Genomic DNA, 20483 nt, shown 5'->3' on the forward strand with positions numbered 1-20483 from the left:
CTACTCATCGAGCTGAACGTTTTTCTTTTTTTCCCCAAGTTTTTTTACAAGGTCCACAATAATAGCAGGAGATAAATACAACCTTGTTATTTTATCCTTGTAGGCCTGCGGAATTTCTGCGTGGTCTAAAATGAAGCGTTTGGTAGCGAGGATGTATTTACCCAATCCGTGCTCGACTGCATACGTATCCGCCACGCGTTCTGCCTCTTTTACATATCCGGGAGAAACAAGATAGCGCAAACCAAATGATACGATTGCCAGATTCGTACGGTGTTCATAATCCAGGATATGTCCAAGTTCGTGGGCAATCCATCCCACCATCACTGGTTCAGGAATTTGAGTAATCGGGATATCGCTGCTGCTAAGTTTAAAATGTTCACTGATGTTTATCCTGTAACGCCTTTTTTTTCGCTTTTGTAGTAAGGTAGAAAACACAGGTTGTGCCTGCATTACAGATGACCTGATGTTTTTCCTGAAATTAAACCTGATATAAGAATTCTTTAGTTCCGGGTAAAAAGACAAGGCCTTTAAAACCTCGCGCTTTACCTGTTGTGGAATTTGCTTATTGTGGTGGTACGATAAAAGTTCGCGTCTTTCCTCTTCATTCGAAATCACGGTTTACATACGCCTCCTACGCATATTTTTTTGTTCTCTGAAATAAATTTCTTCTAACAGAAGCAAATTAAAAGCCAAAGCGGTTTTCATTATGCATCCTTGTTTGCATTACTTAGGAAGCTGCAATAAAAATGATTTCGTGAATCGTGGAAATGATGCAGGATGAACTAACTGCTTTTTATTGCATCCAGTAAACCGGCAAAAAGTGAAAAATTTATTTTTATACATTAATTTATTTTTTACCTTGAAACGCTTTTGAGTTTTCTTCAAATGAAACTAATTGTGAGAATGGAATTTGACCGGAATTATAAATGCAGTTAATTTAAAAACAATGATATAAAAATTTGTATTTGCGAAACTCAACAATGTAAAAAGCGAAACAAACAGGTAATGAATATCAAGGATTAAAGAACTGAAGTTTCGTATAATACAGAAATATAAATGTCAGACAATATAAATGACGACACTTTAGACAAGCCAATAATTTCACAACCTGAAAACCTTTCAGACGAAATTATTTCTGCTAATGACACAGACAGTATAATACAGAAGCAAGAAACTGAAAATATGGAAGTACATCATCATCCGGACATTCATCATAAGAAAAAGAATTTCAAAGAATATTTTTTAGAATTCTTAATGATATTTCTTGCAGTTACAATGGGCTTTTTCGCAGAGAGCTACAGAGAGTACTCTGTAGAAAAAGCAAGAGCAAAAGAGTACGCCAATTCTCTTATTCATGATCTTGAAAAAGATACGGCTATGGTGCAGATTGATATCAGCCAAATGAAGCATGCAAGATCTAAAATTGATAGCCTTGCTAGCTTTTTGAAAGATAAAAAAATAGGCGAGATAAGTAACAGGCAATTTTTTGGGTATACGCTTTTCCCTACCTTATATAGACCTTTTACATGGAGCAGAGCAACGCTCGATGAAATAAAAAGTTCCGGCAGTTTACGATATTTTGACAATGATAGTATAATTATGCGGGTGTCTGCTTATGATGCTCTGACAAAACATATGGATCAGGATTTTAACGGTGATGTAGCGCTTACAGAGAGAGTTTCTGAAAAAAGAAATCGCATCATTGATATGAATTATAGTCTTCCAGATTCAGTGAATTACTCGCTTATAGATGCCGATTCAATAATCACTATCCTCCTGAAGAATAAAACGAACTATAACGGTCATGATGACTTACAACTGTTAACCAGTAACATAAACGATATAAGAAGCCTGCTGAACGATTACCTTGACATTCGTCAAAGTCTTTATATAAGAGGTGACCGTGAGCTTACACATCTTTTATCGGATGCAACGCAGCTTATTACTATGTTACAAAAAGAATATAGTATAAAAGACGAACAATAAATAAAACATAATTATATTGACAACAGAAAGCACGAACGCACAATAACTAAGTTTTCGTTTTGCCCAACGGGCAAGAAATGAAACCACAGTTGAACGAACCGGGCAATAAGGATTTAGCATGGATTTGTTGCAGAGCAGTTGCAGGGTGGTTGAAGCAGTAAGCGTTTTGATTTTTTTAAAGAGCTCCCTTAACTGTTCCTCGTTTGAAACGAGGAGGAAATGAAGAATGTTTTATCAATCTTATTGAAAAACCTTCAGATAGGCAACCGGCTTTTATTGCAACCAGTAAACCAACAAATAAGGAAAGAATTTCTTTTTATATATTAATTTTATCTTGAAACGCTTTTAAGTTATTGCCACTGGCAGCCTCTATAATAACTAACACTTCGCACACACAAAAAGTCAAACATGCCTCAGGATGATTATTTAGTACTCCTTGACATAACTTTCAAGACCTCTATAGAAAATGTATGGGAAGCCTGGACAAATCCGGTATGGCTAATGAAGTGGTTTGGTTCCGATCCGAAAGGAAAAGTGTTAAAAGCAGAAGTGAATGTAAGGCCGGGAGGATACTTTACAATAACATTCCAGGACGCCGATCTGACAGAGCATACTTGTTTTGGAGTGTATGATGAAGTAGAGGCGTTACGTAAACTGGCTTTTAGCTGGCAGTGGGAAAGTGAAGCCGGTGTCGAATCTTTTATTACTTTGCTCTTAACACCAGCGAAAAAATTTACCACGATGCAATTTGAGCACAAGAATTTTGGCAGCGCGTCAAAACACGATTATGAAAAAGGATGGCAAAGTACTTTTTTAAAACTTGAAAGATTGTTAGAGCATCAAAACTGATCTTGTTGCCAGGTTAACTGCATTTAAAAGGCCTTGACATATTTTAATCAAAAAAAAGATGAACGGCAACAGATTATGATTATCAGAGAAGCTAAAATTGAGGACATAAAACAGATTCAAATCGTAAGAAATTCTGTAACAGAAAACACTTTGTCAAATCCAAATTTGGTGACAGACGAAGATTGCGAAGAATTTATTACAGTAAGAGGGAAAGGTTGGGTTTGTGAAATTGACAACCAAATTGTAGGCTTTGCAATTGCTGACCTGAAAGAAAATAATATCTGGGCGCTATTTTTAGACCCTCGATTTGAAAGACAAGGTATCGGACAACTATTACACAGGAAAATGTTGGACTGGTATTTTACGCAGACAAAAGACAAAGTTTGGTTAGGAACAGCTTTCAACACAAGAGCCGAAAAATTTTACAGAAAAGCTGGCTGGAAAGAAGTGGGAACTCATGGAACGAAGGAAATCAAATTTGAAATGACCTACGATGACTGGACAACAAACCGGAACCGCTAACGTTTTGAGTGAGGCCGGCTGACGCGCAAAACCCCTTAAACTGCTCCTCGTTTCAAACGAGGAGAAAATGAAGAATGTTTTATCAATCTTATAGAATAAACCTTCAGATAGGCAACTGGTTTTTATTGCAGCCAGTAAACCAATAAATAAGTGGAAAGTTTGTTTTTGGATATTCATTTATTTTTTACCTTGAAGCGCTTTTGAGTTTTCTTCAAGAAGGAAACTGACTGTGAGAATGGAATTTGACTAGAATTATAAATGCAATTAATTTAAAAACAATAATATAAAAATTTGTATTTGCGAAACTCAACAATACAAAACGCGAAACAAACAGGTAATGATTATCAAAGGATTAAACGACTGTAGCTTCTTACAATACAGAAAGACAAATGTAAGCGGTAATCATTAATACACACATCATGTTTTTTAAAGAACATTTCATATCAATAGCTGACATAATCAACTCGAAATTTAGAGGGTATGAAAGAATTGCAAAGAACCCTGCTGACAAAGGGGAACTTTGTGAAATATTTTTAAAAGAGTTTCTTGTGGATTCTCTTGGCGACAGTTTTAAAATCTTTCGAGGCGGACGAGTTGTCAATAGCAAAGGTGATGAATCTAAACAAATTGATATTATTCTTACGGGAAAGAGAACAATTAAACTTTTCGGCGACAAAGTTTCAAATTTATTTATCCACAGAGCCGGTAAAAAAACAAATTCCCTCCTTTTTTAATCTAAAAAAACAAAGAATGTTTTGCCGATCCCATTGAATAAGTTGGCTCCCCGAAAGAATGTTTTGTCAAACTTGTTGAAAGGGAAGGCTCCCCGAAAGAATGTTTTATCAAACTTGTTGAAAGGGAAGGCTCCCGGAAAGAATGTTTTATCAAACTTGTTGAAAGGGAAGGCTCCCGGAAAGAATGTTTTATCAAACTTGTTGAAAGGGAAGGCTCCCCGAAAGATTGTTTTGTCAAACTTATTGAAAGGGAAGGCTCCCCGAAAGAATGTTTTGTCAAACTTGTTGAAAGGGAAGGCTCCCCGAAAGAATGTTTTGCCAAACTTGTTGAAAGGGAAGGCCCCCCGAAAGAATGTTTTGTCGATTTTATTGAAGAAGTTGGTCAACAGAAGAAGTGTTTTCCGGGTTTGTAGAACGAACCTTTCAGAGGGGCAACTGGTGTTTTTTACCAGTAAACCAACAAAAAGTGAAAAATTTCTTTTTGTATATTAATTTATTTTTTACCATGAAGCGCTTTTGAGTTTTCTTCAAGAAGGAAACTAACTGTGACAACGGACGATTTGATTTGGATTAACTGCATTAAAAACTTGATATATTTTAATGTTTATAAAAACAATCAATTTTAAAAACTGTATTGACGCAATAAAAATATGCGAAAGGGAATACGAAAGTGTTGAAATCAACGGCAAGGTTTTTCCTGGAGATTTGGTTTATTTCATATATTATTACGTGGACTGCTATTATTAAAATACTAAAACTTTCATTTTGAAGATTAAACTGTTTAATTTATTCATTATTGTGTCAATCCTTGGAGCGGCATGTAAGAAAGACAGCAATAATTCAATAGATGTATCAAAGCAATGGAAGATGGACAATCATGGATTGCTAATTTCAGAAATGACTGACGGACAATGGGGAAATAAAACATTTTCGGTTCAGGAATTAGACTTATTTAAATCTCTCGACACAGTAGATTTAACAGGGACAACAATGCCAGATTCTGTTTTGGAAGAAAAGCCTGTTAGCCATAACTATGCATTCCCAAACCCATTTAAACAAACAATGAACCTATTTTTTAGGTTTTCACCCGGGTTTTCTGGACAGGTAGTTTTAAAATACGTAATCGTTAATGGAGATTTTACAGTTGTTAAGAAATCTGCTATTAAAATTCAGGCAACAGTTTGTTCATGTCCTTCCTTTTCTTCAACAAGCGGTATAATTGACTTATTGCCTAATGTCGCAAGAGGTCAATTTCGGATTTATTACACACTAAGCTCACTAGGCAACGACCATTTTTACAAAACATGGGGGAACATTGAAGAGAATTAGAGCGCGGCCTGAACTATTTCCGGGTAGTAACTGCATAGCTTGCAAAAGCTATTATTCTCACCAACTCACTTTCAGCAATGAAACACCCTGGCCTGCTAATGTAAAATGATAATGCAGATTGCCATTGATTGTTTTAAGCTTTTCGCCCGTTATATTTTGCATTAATTGCCCGGCGTTTTGCAAATCGATAATTTGCTGTTTTGACGGCTGTTGCGGCGACCCGATCTGTTGCCATTTCGTGTAGGCATTACTGTGATTTTTATCTACCACATAGCCGCTTACTGATACCTGCTTTGCATTAATATTCTTTAAGTCTACATTGATCCATGCCTCCGTTTTTGTTTGCTCGTCGTCATGGTAATTCCAAAGCATTACATACATCGTATCTGCATCAATCGTGGCCAGCGCATCTACATAAGATTGATGGCGCACGCTGCTGTCAACGATAGCCTGGAGCGAAAGTCCATCCGGGTTATCGACTGCAAGCATGTCGCCTTTCATTTTGCCAAACATCCTGAAAACATTCAGTACAGGCTTATCTACTCCGTTTGTTGATAAATCCCTGAAGCCACCAAACCAGCGCTGGTTTTCAAATTCAAATGACCAGCTAACTGCGCCAATAAGATTGATGTGATACTTCATGGCCATCTTATATAACTGAGCAAAAGCCGCCGCCGTATAACTGGAATACATCGTTCCATTCCGGTAAGCATTTTCAGGGCTATAATCCACAGAACAGGCGGCACAACCTTCGGGGTCAAACTCGCCAATCATCACGGGCAAATGTTTCAGCGAAGGAAATTCATTGATTATCTCAAATCCTTTTTCAACATCTTTAAGTTGTGCAGACATATTCATTTGCACCTGGTTGTTTACCACTTTAGGATTTCCCTTTGCATGAAACGTGATGTAATCCAGCGGGCTGCCGGTTTTGCCGGTTGCATAGTTTTTATCATCCACACAATGTTGTAAAAATGCTTTTAAAAAATCCGCGGCCTTATTCCATCCCGGCCCGGTAGAAGTCGGCCCACCGATCCTGGCAGAAGGCAACGCTCTTTTCACTGCATCAGCCGTATAATCATACAGCTTAAAATATTCCTGCATCGTTCCTTTCCAATACGAAATGTTAGGTTCGTTCCAAACTTCCCAATACCATTTTTTTACTTCCGTCTCTCCAAATCTTTTTACGCAATGCTTTACCCATTGATAAATTAATTCAGCCCATTTGTTATAATCTTTCGGCGGATAAGCCCAGCCCGTATAAATGGAATCATACGGTACGCCCGGCTTCCAATGATGCCGGTAAGGATGCGGATTTGTGGAAAGCGCTTCGGGCATAAAACCTATTTCAGCAATGGGCCTGATGCCGCGCTTTACAAATACATCAAAAATAGAATCAACAATCTTCCAGTAATAAACAGGATTGCCATTTTCATCTTCAGTATAAACGTTGGTAGAACTCCATTTCAACGCGGCTTTGCCATCGCCGCTTGTTAATAAGTTATGCGTTCTTACGTATACGGGCGCATTGCTTAATTGTGATAATTCTGTCAACAACTTTTTGCCATCCTTCATGGTAGTGAAGTTGGCTTCATCATAGCCAAAGTATGACCAGATTGGGTTGTAATGGCCTGCCACGTTTTTTGTATCAATGCTGATATGTACCGTATCTGTTTGCGCAAATACAGCATGGGTAAGGAATAAGAAAAAGATAAGCAATACTTTTTTTGCTTGAAAACCGGGATTATTTTTTGGCATTTTCAAAAGTAAAACAAAGAGCGGATTATGAATGGGTAACATAACCGATTATTTATGGTCTTTTGATTTTGGATGATCTCATCAACTGTGACACGCTTTTAATTTTGCTTGTTTTGTTTGCTATTATCAGATACGGCATAGCCCTGCGGTTGAATGATCACAAATTCAATACGCGTGAATTCTTCTTTAATTGCCTTGCGCACCCGCTCAATGGCATCGGTTATTTCATCGGTATCCAGGTCAGGCTTAAAATATACGATCAGCATCAGCACCACTTCTTCGGGTGCCTCATAAGTAGAAAGTATGCTGCCTACCTTAAGAACCGACGGATCTTTTTCTGCAAGCGCTTTTATCTTCTTTTGCGTTTCGGGCGCTATGCCTTCGCCCATCAGCAGGCTACGGCTTTCTCTTGCCAGTATCACGGAAGCAAACACCAGTAATAATCCTACAAGTATGGAGGCAACACCATCAAGCGCCGGCATGTTATAGGCATCGTTGAGAACCATCAAAATGAACACAATAAACAATCCAAGCACTGCTGCGCCGTCTTCAAAGAGTACGAGGAAGCTTGATGGGTCTTTGCTTTGTATAATCGCTTTCCAAAATGACAGTTCGCCCCTGGCTTTATTAAATTCCTTTATTGCGATAAGAAATGAGCCGCCATCAAAAATAAGGGAGAAACCAAGCACTGCGTAGTTCCAGGTTGGATTGCCTAATGGCTCCGCGTGCCGGATATGCAAAATGCCCTGGTAAATAGAAAGTCCGCCACCAAGCCCAAAGATGAGAATTGAAACGATGAATGACCAGAAATAAAGTTCTTTTCCGTAACCAAACGGCCTGAGATTGTCCGCCGGCTTCCGGCTTCTTTTGAGGCCATATAAAAGCAATACCTGGTTTATAGTATCTACCAATGAATGAATGCCTTCCGAGATCATAGAAGAGCTGTTGGTATACGCGCCGGCAATAAACTTTGTAGCGGCTATCAAAATATCAGCCACTAAGGCACTGTAAATGGATGCTTTATTTTTTACCATAGAAAATGATGTACTTAAAAGCGCCTGATTGTTACCGGCATTTTATTTAGATTGAATCAGCCACATTTGTTCTGGTATTGAACTTATCAAAAGCAGTACCATCGTTATGATATGGCCGAAAAATTGTGAGAAAGTGGTTCGTAATAACGTCTGAGGATAAGCGAGGCTGCGTATTATCATCCGATCATACCAAATCCATAATTACCCAATTCACCTGAATGATATTTTAAAGGATCGGGCGGTGAAGCAACAAATTTCGGCGATTTTTATTTTCAGCATTAACTTCTGCGAGCCGAACTAATGAAGATTTACGAAACAAATGGCATGGAAGATTTTGATTTTGTCTCATTTCAAATTGAGATTGTTAGCGGAACGTCAACACCGGCAGCCATACCTCCGGCAAACAAAGAAATTTTGCCCTATTATATTTACTGCTGCAACTTCCGGCCAAAGATTTAATTTTATAAAACTAAATCTAAAAAGTTTATGAAGGAATATGTAAAAGCGGCACAATCGGGTGATTCTGTAGCATGGAATTTTTTGTACAGGCAACATTATCCATGGATGTATGCTACTGCTTTACAGATTTGTGGCAACAGTCCTGCAGCCAAAGACGCTGTGCAGGAATCTTTTATAACAGCCTATCTCAAATTGCAGCAATTGAAAGACGCTGTGGCATTTTCCGGATGGCTAAAAACGATTCTTGTGCGGTGCTGCCATCGAAATTTGCAATATACGTCATCATACCACCGCCATTTTGATTTACCTGAGAATAACAGATTCTGTGAAGATGAAATAGACATAGCTCTGGATTGCTATGAGCGCCAAACAAAAGTTTATAATAGCCTTCATCATCTTTCGGATACATTGCAAAGCGTTTTGCTGCTCCGGTATTTTTCTAACTGGTCTTCTTATGAGCAGATAGCAGCTCTACTACGTATTCCGGTTGGTACAGTAAGGAGCCGTCTTTATGAGGCTAAACAAAAACTGGCGCTACACTGGGCAGAAAGCAATGATGAAAATGATTCGGCCTTCAGAAGAGCCAATGAATGGAACGACTTGTATCATGCTTATTTCGGCAGTATCTACACATCATTGCCTCATCGTGAAAAACTTATTGGGCACCTGGATAAAAACCTGCAAGTAATTTTTACGAGTGGCAAAACAGCTATTGGCCGCCATGAGATACAAAGATTAATCGAAGAAGATATTTTGTATGGCAATAGTTTTAGTAAACTTGAAATCAGCAGCAGCGGCAATATGTCGGTTATTGAATGTTGCAATATCAACCTCGCAGAATATCCCAATCGCTGTCCGGAAAGCACTGTTTTTGTATTGTGCCGCAAAGGAAATACAACCACCCGCATGAACCTCCACAATTCCCACTAAAAAATTTTTGCTTTTTATCGAACTTTTTGCATTGTTTCCTTCTCCTTTATTCAAAAAATAAAAACTATGAAAAGGAAATTTCAATTGGCATTTATGGCAGCATTGCTGCTTACTGCTACTTTATCAAAATCGCAGACCAACGGCATTGCAGACAAGGCAACTAACCAGCTAAAACTGTTACTACAGTTCAACGGTTTTTGGGAAACCAAAGAAGCGGTTATGAAAGCGGCCGGAAAAGAATACAGGTTTGCCTATCACGCGGACTTTAAAACTGCATCCGCCAACAATGCCATCCTAATGCATGAATGGGCTGACATACCCGGCGTAGGTAAACTTGATGGGAATAACTTAGCCGGTGTAAGCACCTACGACGGTAAAATACATTGGTACTCCGTGGACAATATGGGCACAACACATGAACATATAGGGGAGTTTTCAGATGCCACACATTTCACCATGATACATAAAAGCACGCAGGACGGAAAAGAATTTATCGAAACATTGCAGATGGAATTTCCAAAACCAGGTATTCTTACTTTAAAGCAAACAAGCACGCTGGACGGCGAAGAAACGGTGGCAATTAGCGGTACCTTCCATCGCACAAAAAACCCAGAGAAATAATGAAAAATAATCTTTGTATAATCTTATTGTGCACATGCGGTATGGTATTATCACACCAATCCATACTCGCACAAAAGAACGACAGCATGAACACCATGTACAATTCTTTATTAATTGAACGAACAGAAACAGAAGCGTGGAGGAGCTTGCTTGACGCTGCGCCTGATTCTTTGAGAAAAGTAAACGGTATGAAATACATGGCGATTGGCGGAGGCACTGCGATTAATTTTCAAAAAAATCCTATTCCTCTTTTCAACCGTGTTATCGGTTTGGGTTTAAGCGAGCCGCTCACCCAACAGGTGATCGATTCTGTAAAAAATTTTTACACGCATGATGAAAAATATCTCATTCATTTTTCATCGCCAATGAAGCCTTCCAATCCGGATGCTTTATTGAAGCAAAATGGCTTTTATATTGCGGGAGCGTGGGAAAGAATTGTGAGAGATAACAAGCCTTTGTACGGCGATGGCGATACGATCGAAGTACGGCAGGTAGATTCATCCTTGGTAGAAAGCTGGGTAAAATTTTTGATAGATACTTATGGGTTTGACTTTTACTGGTGGCCACGCGCTTTTGCTTTCCGGCAAGGCTGGAAACATTATGTAGCGCTGCGTGATGGTAAAATACTTGCGTGCCGTTCTTTTTTTACAACAAAAAATAAAACAATTTTTTCCGGGGTAGAGGCTCCCGTGCCGGGCGTCATGACTTCAAACCACGCACCCGATTTTGCTATTTGGAAAAGAGCAATTTCTGATGGATTGAAAGAAGGAGCTACTTTATTTGTGGCGGATATTGAACTACCAGACAAAGAAAAAAATAAAGAAGCTTATGAAGGTTTTAAGCAACTTGGATTTGCTATCGCGTACACACGTTACCATTACAGGCTGAATAAATAATAAGTTGCAATTGTACGATGTTAAATAAATTGTGCGTTAGCAATTCGCTCTGAAAATTCTTTCTTGAACAACAGAAAAAAAATCTTAATTTTTTGTTCGTTCTCCGGCCGCTTTTGGCAGCTCCGCAAGCGACCGAACGAAACCAGTGCTGGTCGCAACATACATGCTGATAGTTGTTGCTTAATTTAGTATGCCAAAATAAATCATGGTCAAAGCAATGGTATCATACGAGGCATGCGATACAATAGGATGCCATAAATTTCCATTATATCGTTTAAGTAAATACGTCCAATACAAACCACCGAGCGTTGCAGGGATTACACCAAAAATGCCTTGCTGCCAATGGTACAGGCCAAATAAGATGCTTGTCAAAAGCCCGGCCATCCAAAATGAAAGTGAATAGTTTGAAAACCATTTTTGCATAGTTCTTTGAATGAATCCTCTGAAAACAATTTCTTCATAAGAGCCGCCCACCACCCATGCTGCTAACATTATAGCCAACAGCTTTTTTATATTATTTTTTATAAAATCATACTCTGTATAATCACTGATGTAATCCCTGAAGAAATGATTGATAAAAGGGAAATAAACGATTTTTATAAAAGCCATCCAGAGGATTGCTGAAAGGATGCCCACCACAAAAGTGTGAACAGATAAGCCTTTCCGTGTAAGACCGACGTCGGCGAGCGTTTTATTTTGTCGCTTTAAATAAAAAACAATTAGCAGAAAGCAGACAAGGGCATAAGAATAAAAAGGTAACGGAACATAATGCGGAAACAAAACCAGAAATGCAATGATAACAGGCTCTGCAATGGTTCGCCGGAGATTTATTTTATTCATGAAATCATTTTACAATTGCGCCAACTGGCTGTGATCTTTTTCATTTTATTATTTTATAGCACAGTTCTACCATTCCGTTTTTATAAGCTTTTGCATCGGTAAGATGTAACGTTTGCTCTTGTCCGATGTGGTCAAAAAATAATATTCCTTCACCTAAAATAATGGGTAAAATACTTACTCTTATTTCGTCCGCCAATTGTTGCCGGATAAGTTCTTTCGTAAGTATTGATCCGCCTGCTACCCACACTTTTTTGTAATTCGGTTTCAACCGTTCGTTTACGAATTTATCCAGGTTGCCCGAATAAAATTCAACGTTTGGTTTCTCCGATATAAAATTGCGGCTTGTAATACGATAGTTGGCTTATCTCCATAAGCCCAACCGTAAGATTTTGAAAGTTCCAAAGCGTGTTCATAAGTCCTGGAGCCCATCACATAACAATCGATTGCTTTCAGAAATTCCTCCGGGTCCTGGCCGTCTACGCCTTTATCGTAATAATGCGATGTATCAAACCACGAAATACTGTTGTCTTTTTTGGCAATCATTCCGTCAAGACTCGATACCATATGGATTGTTATGCTAAATTCGCTTGCCGTCATTGTTTAGTGTTGTTGTGAGTGGTGCTCCGAGGTTGCGTGTATCGGTACAGCTTTGTTCATCCGGATAATAGCTATTCGCCCGGCCGTAAACTGAAGCCGAATTTATAAAAATCAAAACAAAAAATCCTATTATTTGTTCCTTTACTGTCACCAGCCGGGCGGCCCACCGTGCGTAGTTTTGATGCACAAAAAACAGTGCATAAAAGCGACATTCGAATGCACCATTTTCTAATCGCTTTTATGACCGGCTGTTCGCTACCTTTGTAAAAAATTTTATGGCTGAAGACCTTGTAATCATAAAAGGAAATAAAGTAGAAGAATATCAATCACTGCTTCCCCAGATAAAAGGATTGCTTACCGGCGAAACTGACCTTGTGGCCAATATGGCAAATGTGGCGGCCGCGCTTAAAGAACAATTTCAATGGTTTTGGGTTGGCTTTTATGTAGTAAAAAATAATGAACTGGTGCTGGCGCCTTTCCAGGGGCCTGTAGCCTGCACAAGAATTCAAAAAGGCAGAGGCGTTTGCGGAACGGCATGGACGCGCGCTGAAACACTCATTGTGCCTGATGTTGCAAAATTTCCCGGTCACATAGCCTGTAATAGCTTGTCAAAGTCAGAGATAGTGGTGCCAGTTAAAAGAAACGGCGAAGTGGTTGCTGTTTTAGATATTGACAGCGACGCCTTTAACGTTTTTGATGATACTGATAAGAAATATCTTGAAGAAATTGTTGGGTTGATAAATTTTTGAATGATTGGTGATGGAAATCTTCGCGCAGTTTACTGTCCGTGGTTACTTACTTCTTTTGGAAATTTATCAGCGACGAGGTTTAGCCTGATGTTGTGTTCCAGATATGCTTTCAATCCGTCCAAAACAGTTGTAAAACCTCCTGTGCTGTCCTTGATTACCTGGATTAAATCATTTCCTGTTTCTTCGAAACCATAGTTTTTAATTACGACATAAGTCGTTTCGGGTGTCAATGCTGTAAACTCGTAATCCACTATTGTCGCGGGGTCGCCCCATTCTGTTGAAATAAGTTTGTCAGCGATAATTTCCTTTGTCAATACATTGGTGGTAATGCCATACATTTCCCATTCCCATTTCACTGTTTTCCCTGCTTCGAGTTTTCCGCTTGATTTGGTAAACCAAAAATTAGTCGTAATTGCCGGGTCAATGAATGCCTGGAAAACTTGTGAAACAGGTTTCCTGATTAGCATTTGTGTTTCTACGGTGGCAAATTTTAAGTTACTGTTCATTTTGCTTATTTTTTTTCCAAAAAACCTTTGAGCGAAACATTGATAATATGATCCCAACCCGCCTCAAAGTTATGAACGGCGAAATCAGGAATCGGAGGAAACGTTTCAAATCCTGTATGAGTTAGTTTTAAACGTGTTTTTTTATTTTCTTCCAACAATTCAAATGTGACATACGTAATGCCTTCATAGCCCTCATACCGCCAACTGTAAGTAAGTTTTTGTTGGGGAATAACTTCGGTAATTTCACACAGATGTTTGTATTGTGTTCCGTCTTCCGGGCCACCCATAAATTCAAACTTAAATCCTGGTTCTGTTTTAAATTCAGCAAGGTTAAAATACCATTGTTTCATCCTTTCTTTTTCGGTAATGGCCCACCACACCGATTCTTTATTTGCATCAAAAATGCGTTCAACATTTACGGTTTGTTTTTTCATTTTTCTTGTTTTTTGTTAGCTGTAAACTATTGTCCCGGCCGGGTCTGGCAAAGGGGGCTTGAAGATAAATCACCTAAAAGTAGAATATAACAGAGTTAAGACTGGTTTTTTCCAAATCTACTAAGAAAAAAATAAGCGATTATGCGAGATCCATTCTTCTCGACAAACCAATTACTGTTTACACCCGAAGCATATCACTTGATAACTTTATTTCAGAGATGATTTTACTCAGAAGTGAATTGAAGTCTATCGCAAATAATTTCAATCAATCCGTAAAAAAGCTGCACACTTTAGATGAAATTTCAGAGATAAAAGTATGGGCAATTTTAAATAAAAAAAGCAAAGAAATGTTATTTAAAAAGGTAGGTGAAATCAGAGAAAAAATTAATCAAATTTCTGACAAATGGTTGCAAGAATAAATACAAGCAAAAGCCATTTAAAAGCGCTCAATTATAATGAGCAAAAAGTAAGAAATGAAAAAGCAGCATGCATCTGTGCATCCGGGTTTATTAAGGGCAAAAATGAACTAAATTTTTACAATAAACTTCACCATTTTGAAAGGTATATTTCGTTAAGTAATCAAGGTAATGGCTATATTTTTTTCATTGCACTTTTAATAAATCGTTCCTCGATCGCCTCAGTTATCATTTGCCTTGTTTCTTTTTTTATCTTGCTTACTTCCAGCAGACAATTTTTTATCAATATTAAAAGAATAACTGAGCCATTTCATTGCCTTTAAATCCTCTGATTTACATTTGAGCGTTTATCTATAGCACAATTACTTTTCGCATTCTTAAGCGATTACAAAATATTTTTGATCTGAAATTTAAATACAAGTGTGCGAAAATGAATTCAGATACTAATCCTTCATTAATCCTTATTAACCGACCTGTATTTCGTTGGTGACATCCCAATCACTTTCGAAAACCTTCGTGAAAAATAATACGGGTCATCAAAGCCCATATTAATAGAAATTTCTTTCACCGATTGGTCGGTGAAATCCAATAGTTGGCTGGCTTTCTGCATTTTCATTTGAATAAAATAATCAATAGGAGCGTATCCCGTTTTCTCTTTAAATAAACCTGAAAAGCGTGAAGGCGAATAATGATAAAGGCTGCTGAACTCATTAAGGGAAATATTTTTAGTGATATTTTCCCTCATATACAAAATAGCCTGATCTACGCAATTGAGCTTTTCATCTGAAACACTAAAATGCCTGGAGTTGTATATAAACAAACTTAAAAAATGGGAAAGACACATGTTAGCAAATAACAAATTATCTTTGCTGTAGCCCAATTCCAGCGCTTTATAAATTTTGGAAAAACACGAAAAAATTTCGTTGCTGCTTTTTACATGATGTGGTTTAAAATAGGCTTGTACTGTATGTATTGAATTGAAGTACGCGAGCATGTCTCCACCAAAATGAACCCAGTAAATGCTCCATGGATTGTTGTCGTTGCTGCCATAGGAATGCTTTACATTTTGTGGCAAAATGAAAAACTCGTGAGCACCAACATCATATTTTTGATCTTCTATTTTATACCATCCGCTACCATCTACACAGTAAAAAAGAAAGTTCTCCGGCAACCCTTTTTTGCGCGAAGTATAATGCCCCGCTGCTTTAGGATAATAACCGAGTCCGCAAACATAAAGCTGGTTCAGCATGGCTTTTACCAATACTTTTGATTTGAGAACAGGCTTAGGTATTTCAATACGTTGACGTCCTTGCCCATACCATATATTTTTATGTGAGCCGCCTTTTTTTTCCATTTTTAATGTGATTCAATGATGGCGTAAATTATAAAAAATAGCGAAATTGTCCATCATTATAGGAAAACCTGACATTGGTTTTAACTTTTCATGCCTATAATTTTGATAACGCAATTAAGCAATCAACAACCCATAGTTTTTTAATAGTCGTCTCGATTGCTATTGCTTCTAAAGTAAAGCTGGTATGAATGAATTTAACTTTTGCTGAGAAAAAGTGTGGCTTTCTTCTCAATTAACGATGGTTGATAATAATGTAATGTACTAATCCGGTTAATAGTTTTACCCCTGAAATACTTTTTTAAAGAAAGTATAATGTAAGAGATATGAATGCATTGAAGAAGAATAAAAAAAGTAATTAGGAATAAGAAACAGAGAACAAGAAATAACGAATATAAACAGAGCGCACCCCTTTCCTTCGGAGCGGGGTTGGGGTGAGGCCAAAAATCATAGTAAACAAACAAATAATGCGAAATCGTGTTCTTCTATTTAAAAGACGGATTATGAATAAAAAGTATTTCTGCCTGTTGGCTTGTGTAGCTTTTTTCGCTTCAGCAACGGCTCAAAGTAATACAGAGCAACCAGATAAGGAGCAGGCTTATATAAAGGTAATTGATCAGCGAGCCCGGAAAATTGTTGCTCCTCTTGGTATTAAAGATGCCGGCAAAGCGGAAAGAGTAAAAGATATTATTGCGTTAAGATATCATCAGCTAAATGATTGGCAAAATGAGGAAGAAGCAAAAGTGAAAGCAGCGAAGGCTAAAAATACCACTGATAAGGCAGCGTTGAAAGCGCAAATAGCTTCTTACCAAAAAGAAGAAGATGCGCAAATTGATTCTTCCCACAAAGCCTATATTTCAGCCTTGTCGAAAGAACTAACACCGCAACAGGTAGATAAAGTAAAAGATGGGATGACATATAATATATTGCCGGTCACTTACAAGGGATACCAGGAAATGATACCCAATCTTACGACTACGCAAAAAGCACAAATATTCGCTTGGCTTAAGGAAGCTCGCGAACATGCTATTGATGCCGGCAGTTCAGAAAAGAAACATTGGTGGTTTGGAAAATACAAAGGAAGGATTAATAATTATCTCTCGGCACAAGGGTATGATCTTAAGAAAGAAGGTGAGGAGTGGCAGAAAAGAAGAGATTCAGCAAAATCCGCTGTGGAGAAATAGACTATCAAAGAATACAATTAATACACAAGATTTTTTAAATACGGATGGGTTAAAGTCCCTACAAATTGCTGGTTTAATTTTTTATAAACTTAAAGATTTAAAGATGAATCGACATTTCACTAAAAGCGCACTGATCCTGTTAATAGGTGCGTTAGGCTGCTTAACCTCATTTGCACAATCGAAAACGATTAAGGGAGTTATCAAAAGCGCCGACACACAGGAACCGCTTCAGGGTGTCACTATCGGGATAAAAGGCCAGGCGGTTGGCGGCACATTTACCAATAGCAGGGGAGAGTTTTCACTTGTGGTTCCTTCGGATAAGGCGGTATTGAAGGTGTCGTCTGTAGGATACCAATACCAGGAAATACCGGTGGGTGATAAAACCACTTTTTCAATTTCTCTGGATAAAGACGCCAAGGGATTGGAAGATGTGGTGGTTGTAGGATACGGTACCCAGAAAAGAGCGCATCTCACTGGTTCGGTAGGTACGGTGGATATGAAAGAAATATTGGACCTTCCGGTAGGTAATTTATCAGAGGCCTTAAAGGGCCAGATTGTTGGCGTAGGCGTAGCGGGAGGATTTTCACGACCCGGTGAACCCGCCAATATCACCATTCGCAACCCGATCTATTTTTCAAAAGACGGGGGTTCAAAAGAGCCGCTGTATGTTATAGATGATATCGTGAGAACCAAAGAAGATTTTGATCTTCTTGACGCATCTGAAATAGAAAACATTTCCGTATTAAAAGATGCTGCCGCTGCCATTTATGGGATTTTGGGTTCTAATGGCGTAATTGTGGTAAGAACGAAACACGGAAGACCAGGGACGCCTTCTATAAATTATAATGCTTCTTTCGGCACCGCAGATGCACCTTTTATGCCCAAAATGATGAGTGGCTACCAGGAAGCAGTTTATCTCAACGATTATACTGCAGGAAGAAATAATTGGGACACTGCGTCCACTCATAATTCTTCTTCTTATTATACACCTGATGAACTTGAATATTTTAAAACTCATGATTATAACTGGTTGGAAATGGCATGGCAAAAGTCATTTGAAATGCGGCACACGCTGAATATATCCGGAGGATCCGAAAGGGCTACCTATTTTGCTGGCTTCAGTTATAATACACAAAACAGCAATTTTAAAGGCTTAGGTTATAAGCGCTATTCAGTACGGGCAAGTTCCGATATCAAACTTGCAGCAGGTTTAAAACTTGGATTATCGTTGTCCGCAGATCTTTCTGACAAGAAAAATACCTTCAACAAGCAAGGAGGTGAAAGCCTTGATAACGACTGGAAAACGCTTGTTGGTGAATCACCATTTTATCCTCCTTATATAAACGGATTACCGATTCTTATCCCGGATGCCGGCACTAGTTCGAATATAAATACTTATAATTATTTTGCCATTCACGATCTTAATAATTATACACGCTCCAGGAATTCGGGTGTTAATTTTCAGGGCCAGCTTTCCTATGAAGTACCTTTCATTAAAGGATTAACTGCAGCAGTCAATTTTAATAAAAACATCAGTAATTCATTTGGAAAACAATATGGAACCAAATACGACGTATACCAGTTTGGTACAATCGGCGAACATGATCATATTTTAGACACCAACGTAATCAGAACCCGCACTTTTAGCAACGGCGACAGGGTCCGTATTAATCCAACCATTGACGAAACTTACCAATTAAATGCGACTCTTCGATATGATAAAACATTTGGAAAGCACCAGGTGAATGCATTATTTGGCTACGAACAGGCAGAATCGAGTAGCGATGGCGTTGCTGGCATGATTGACGGCATTGTTGTTGGCGGACTGGACAACCAGAACTTTGGTACAGGCAACCAATCTTCAAATGAAACAATTTCGGAGGCTGGCCGGCTCGCATATATTGGCCGTCTTGATTATAATTATGCCGGAAAGTATTTATTGGAGCTTCAGTTTCGCGCTGATGCAAGCATAAACTTCGCTCCTGAAAACAGGTGGGGCTATTTTCCTTCCGCTTCAGCAGGATGGATTATATCAGAAGAAAAGTTTTTCACCAGGATATCAAATACAATTAATTTCCTTAAGCTAAGAGGTTCTGTCGGATTTCTTGGTCTTGATGCCACTAAACCGTATCAATGGTTAAGAAGCTATCAAATTCAAACAGGTAAGGCCGCAGTCTTTGGTGGCGATGGTGACAGAGGATTGGCTGTAGTTACAAATCTGGAAATGGCGAACCGGGATGTACATTGGGATAACGTTGATAAATACAATATAGGTATCGATGCAAAATTTTTAAACAGCAGGCTTTCCGTAAGTGCAGATGGGTACCTGGATCGCCGATACGATATGTTGTCAAATTTAACTTCAGCACCTTCCATATTAATAGGAACTGCTGTTCCTTCTGAAAATTTTGGTAAGGCCAACACTTTTGGCTACGAGATTTCTGCAAACTGGAGAGACAGGATCAGTAAAGATTGGGGATACAATATGACGTTGAATTTTGACTGGAACGACAATAAAATACTCGTTACGGATGTTGCAAAAGGAGATATCGGTACTTATCTTGACCCCACCGGCAAGTCAAGCGATATGGGATATCTTGGATATCACAGTTTAGGTATTTTACATACACAGGCTGATGTAGATGCCTTGCTAGCCAAGAATCCCGGCTACACTTTATTTGGTAAGGCTCCTCAACCCGGTATGTTATATTTCGAAGACATACGTGGACCAAAAGATCCAAATACTAATCAATACGGCCCTCCTGATGGAATCATTACGTCTGATGACCAGGAATATCTAAAGGCAAAGCAGGATAATCACTATGGCTTAGGATTTAACTGGGGAATTTCTTATAAAAATTTAAGCCTGAATGTTGTTTCCGGATTAAGTTGGGGCGGAATTGGTTCCGTTGAAAGTGCAGCAAGAAAAATTGGGAAACCATACTCAAATCGTCCGGCATTTTGGGCCGATCACTGGACACCGGAAAATACAAACGCTGCGTATCCTTCACCCTATTTCACAGATACCTATGATTTGTCAACAGATTTTTGGTGGAGGAGCTCTTTTACATGGAGAATAACCAGTTTTAACCTGTCATATACTCTTCCCGAAAATGTTTTAAATAAATTAAGATTGAATAATGCAAGGATTTACCTGGTGGGCATTAACCCGCTTAATTTATACAATCCTTACAGCTATAAGGATAATGCAAACGGATCTTATGATGCTTTTCCTCAGTTAAGATCATTTAGCCTGGGATTAAATGTAAACCTGTAATGCTTTAAAAT

21 protein-coding genes are annotated in these 20483 nt (G+C 38.5%); 12 read left to right on the forward strand and 9 right to left on the reverse strand.

What is annotated here, in order from left to right; genetic code table 11:
* Positions 1 to 615, reverse strand: a complete 615-nt coding sequence (locus EFY79_RS14090) for a hypothetical protein (RefSeq protein ID WP_123121368.1) — start codon at positions 613 to 615, stop codon at positions 1 to 3.
* A 441-nt stretch (positions 616 to 1056) separates the two neighbouring features.
* On the opposite strand from EFY79_RS14090, the gene EFY79_RS14095 reads away from it, so the two are divergent.
* The 5 genes from EFY79_RS14095 to EFY79_RS14120 all read left to right on the forward strand — a co-directional run bounded on the left by EFY79_RS14095 (position 1057) and on the right by EFY79_RS14120 (position 5420).
* Complete coding sequence (locus EFY79_RS14095; protein ID WP_123121369.1) at positions 1057 to 1986, forward strand: hypothetical protein; 930 nt, start codon at positions 1057 to 1059, stop codon at positions 1984 to 1986.
* 408 nt (positions 1987 to 2394) lie between these two features.
* Positions 2395 to 2835, forward strand: a complete 441-nt coding sequence (locus EFY79_RS14100; protein WP_123121370.1) for an SRPBCC family protein — start codon at positions 2395 to 2397, stop codon at positions 2833 to 2835.
* A gap of 33 nt (positions 2836 to 2868) precedes the next feature.
* A complete protein-coding gene (locus EFY79_RS14105; protein WP_233578008.1) occupies positions 2869 to 3357 on the forward strand; it encodes a GNAT family N-acetyltransferase in 489 nt (162 codons plus the stop codon).
* 419 nt (positions 3358 to 3776) lie between these two features.
* A complete protein-coding gene (locus EFY79_RS14110) occupies positions 3777 to 4091 on the forward strand; it encodes a DUF6602 domain-containing protein (protein ID WP_123121372.1) in 315 nt (104 codons plus the stop codon).
* Positions 4092 to 4856: 765 nt separating this feature from the next.
* A complete protein-coding gene (locus tag EFY79_RS14120; protein ID WP_123121374.1) occupies positions 4857 to 5420 on the forward strand; it encodes a hypothetical protein in 564 nt (187 codons plus the stop codon).
* 57 nt (positions 5421 to 5477) lie between these two features.
* On the opposite strand, the gene EFY79_RS14125 is transcribed toward EFY79_RS14120, so the two are convergent.
* Together EFY79_RS14125 and EFY79_RS14130 are read right to left on the reverse strand one after the other, a co-directional pair.
* Positions 5478 to 7220, reverse strand: a complete 1743-nt coding sequence (locus EFY79_RS14125; RefSeq protein WP_233578009.1) for a GH39 family glycosyl hydrolase — start codon at positions 7218 to 7220, stop codon at positions 5478 to 5480.
* A 56-nt stretch (positions 7221 to 7276) separates the two neighbouring features.
* On the reverse strand, positions 7277 to 8212 hold the full coding sequence (locus tag EFY79_RS14130) for a cation diffusion facilitator family transporter (RefSeq protein WP_123121376.1): 936 nt from the start codon (positions 8210 to 8212) through the stop codon (positions 7277 to 7279).
* Positions 8213 to 8698: 486 nt separating this feature from the next.
* Between EFY79_RS14130 and EFY79_RS14135 the strand changes: the two genes are divergently transcribed.
* From EFY79_RS14135 to EFY79_RS14145, 3 genes are all read left to right on the forward strand, one after another.
* Positions 8699 to 9601 carry an RNA polymerase sigma factor gene (locus EFY79_RS14135; protein ID WP_123121377.1) on the forward strand — a complete coding sequence of 301 codons (903 nt, stop codon included), beginning with the start codon at positions 8699 to 8701 and terminating at the stop codon, positions 9599 to 9601.
* A 66-nt stretch (positions 9602 to 9667) separates the two neighbouring features.
* Positions 9668 to 10222, forward strand: coding sequence for a hypothetical protein (locus tag EFY79_RS14140; protein ID WP_123121378.1), 555 nt, complete (start codon positions 9668 to 9670; stop codon positions 10220 to 10222).
* 41 nt (positions 10223 to 10263) lie between these two features.
* The gene (locus tag EFY79_RS14145; RefSeq protein ID WP_123121379.1) at positions 10264 to 11118 is read left to right on the forward strand and encodes a hypothetical protein; all 855 of its coding nucleotides are present in this window, start codon (positions 10264 to 10266) and stop codon (positions 11116 to 11118) included.
* Positions 11119 to 11298: 180 nt separating this feature from the next.
* On the opposite strand, the gene EFY79_RS14150 is transcribed toward EFY79_RS14145, so the two are convergent.
* The 3 genes from EFY79_RS14150 to EFY79_RS21775 are packed head-to-tail and all read right to left on the reverse strand — an operon-like array spanning position 11299 to position 12522.
* The gene (locus tag EFY79_RS14150) at positions 11299 to 11958 is read right to left on the reverse strand and encodes a CPBP family intramembrane glutamic endopeptidase (RefSeq protein WP_123121380.1); all 660 of its coding nucleotides are present in this window, start codon (positions 11956 to 11958) and stop codon (positions 11299 to 11301) included.
* 40 nt (positions 11959 to 11998) lie between these two features.
* Positions 11999 to 12226, reverse strand: coding sequence for a dihydrofolate reductase family protein (locus EFY79_RS21770; protein ID WP_233578010.1), 228 nt, complete (start codon positions 12224 to 12226; stop codon positions 11999 to 12001).
* An 8-nt stretch (positions 12227 to 12234) separates the two neighbouring features.
* Positions 12235 to 12522: a hypothetical protein gene (locus tag EFY79_RS21775; protein ID WP_233578011.1), complete on the reverse strand. Its 288-nt coding sequence runs from the start codon at positions 12520 to 12522 to the stop codon at positions 12235 to 12237.
* 308 nt (positions 12523 to 12830) lie between these two features.
* Here EFY79_RS21775 and EFY79_RS14165 point away from each other — a divergent pair, with 308 nt between their 5' ends.
* Positions 12831 to 13304 carry a GAF domain-containing protein gene (locus EFY79_RS14165; protein ID WP_123121382.1) on the forward strand — a complete coding sequence of 158 codons (474 nt, stop codon included), beginning with the start codon at positions 12831 to 12833 and terminating at the stop codon, positions 13302 to 13304.
* Positions 13305 to 13333: 29 nt separating this feature from the next.
* Here the strand turns inward: EFY79_RS14165 and EFY79_RS14170 are convergent, their stop codons facing one another.
* Together EFY79_RS14170 and EFY79_RS14175 are read right to left on the reverse strand one after the other, a co-directional pair.
* The gene (locus tag EFY79_RS14170; RefSeq protein ID WP_199727542.1) at positions 13334 to 13810 is read right to left on the reverse strand and encodes an SRPBCC family protein; all 477 of its coding nucleotides are present in this window, start codon (positions 13808 to 13810) and stop codon (positions 13334 to 13336) included.
* Between the two features lie 5 nt (positions 13811 to 13815).
* Positions 13816 to 14244 (reverse strand): SRPBCC family protein, encoded by a 429-nt coding sequence (locus EFY79_RS14175; RefSeq protein ID WP_123121383.1) that lies wholly within the window; start codon positions 14242 to 14244, stop codon positions 13816 to 13818.
* Between the two features lie 101 nt (positions 14245 to 14345).
* On the opposite strand from EFY79_RS14175, the gene EFY79_RS14180 reads away from it, so the two are divergent.
* Positions 14346 to 14663 carry a plasmid mobilization protein gene (locus EFY79_RS14180; RefSeq protein ID WP_262684536.1) on the forward strand — a complete coding sequence of 106 codons (318 nt, stop codon included), beginning with the start codon at positions 14346 to 14348 and terminating at the stop codon, positions 14661 to 14663.
* 451 nt (positions 14664 to 15114) lie between these two features.
* Here the strand turns inward: EFY79_RS14180 and EFY79_RS14190 are convergent, their stop codons facing one another.
* Positions 15115 to 16014 (reverse strand): AraC family transcriptional regulator, encoded by a 900-nt coding sequence (locus tag EFY79_RS14190; protein WP_123121386.1) that lies wholly within the window; start codon positions 16012 to 16014, stop codon positions 15115 to 15117.
* 500 nt (positions 16015 to 16514) lie between these two features.
* Here EFY79_RS14190 and EFY79_RS14195 point away from each other — a divergent pair, with 500 nt between their 5' ends.
* Positions 16515 to 17195, forward strand: a complete 681-nt coding sequence (locus tag EFY79_RS14195) for a DUF3826 domain-containing protein (protein WP_123121387.1) — start codon at positions 16515 to 16517, stop codon at positions 17193 to 17195.
* Positions 17196 to 17298: 103 nt separating this feature from the next.
* Entirely contained in the window at positions 17299 to 20472 is a 3174-nt protein-coding gene (locus EFY79_RS14200; RefSeq protein WP_158605220.1) for a SusC/RagA family TonB-linked outer membrane protein, read from the forward strand.
* Positions 20473 to 20483: the final 11 nt, after the last annotated feature.

Origin of the sequence: Hanamia caeni (genome assembly GCF_003721595.1) — a bacterium.
GTDB classification, from domain to species: domain Bacteria; phylum Bacteroidota; class Bacteroidia; order Chitinophagales; family Chitinophagaceae; genus Ginsengibacter; species Ginsengibacter caeni.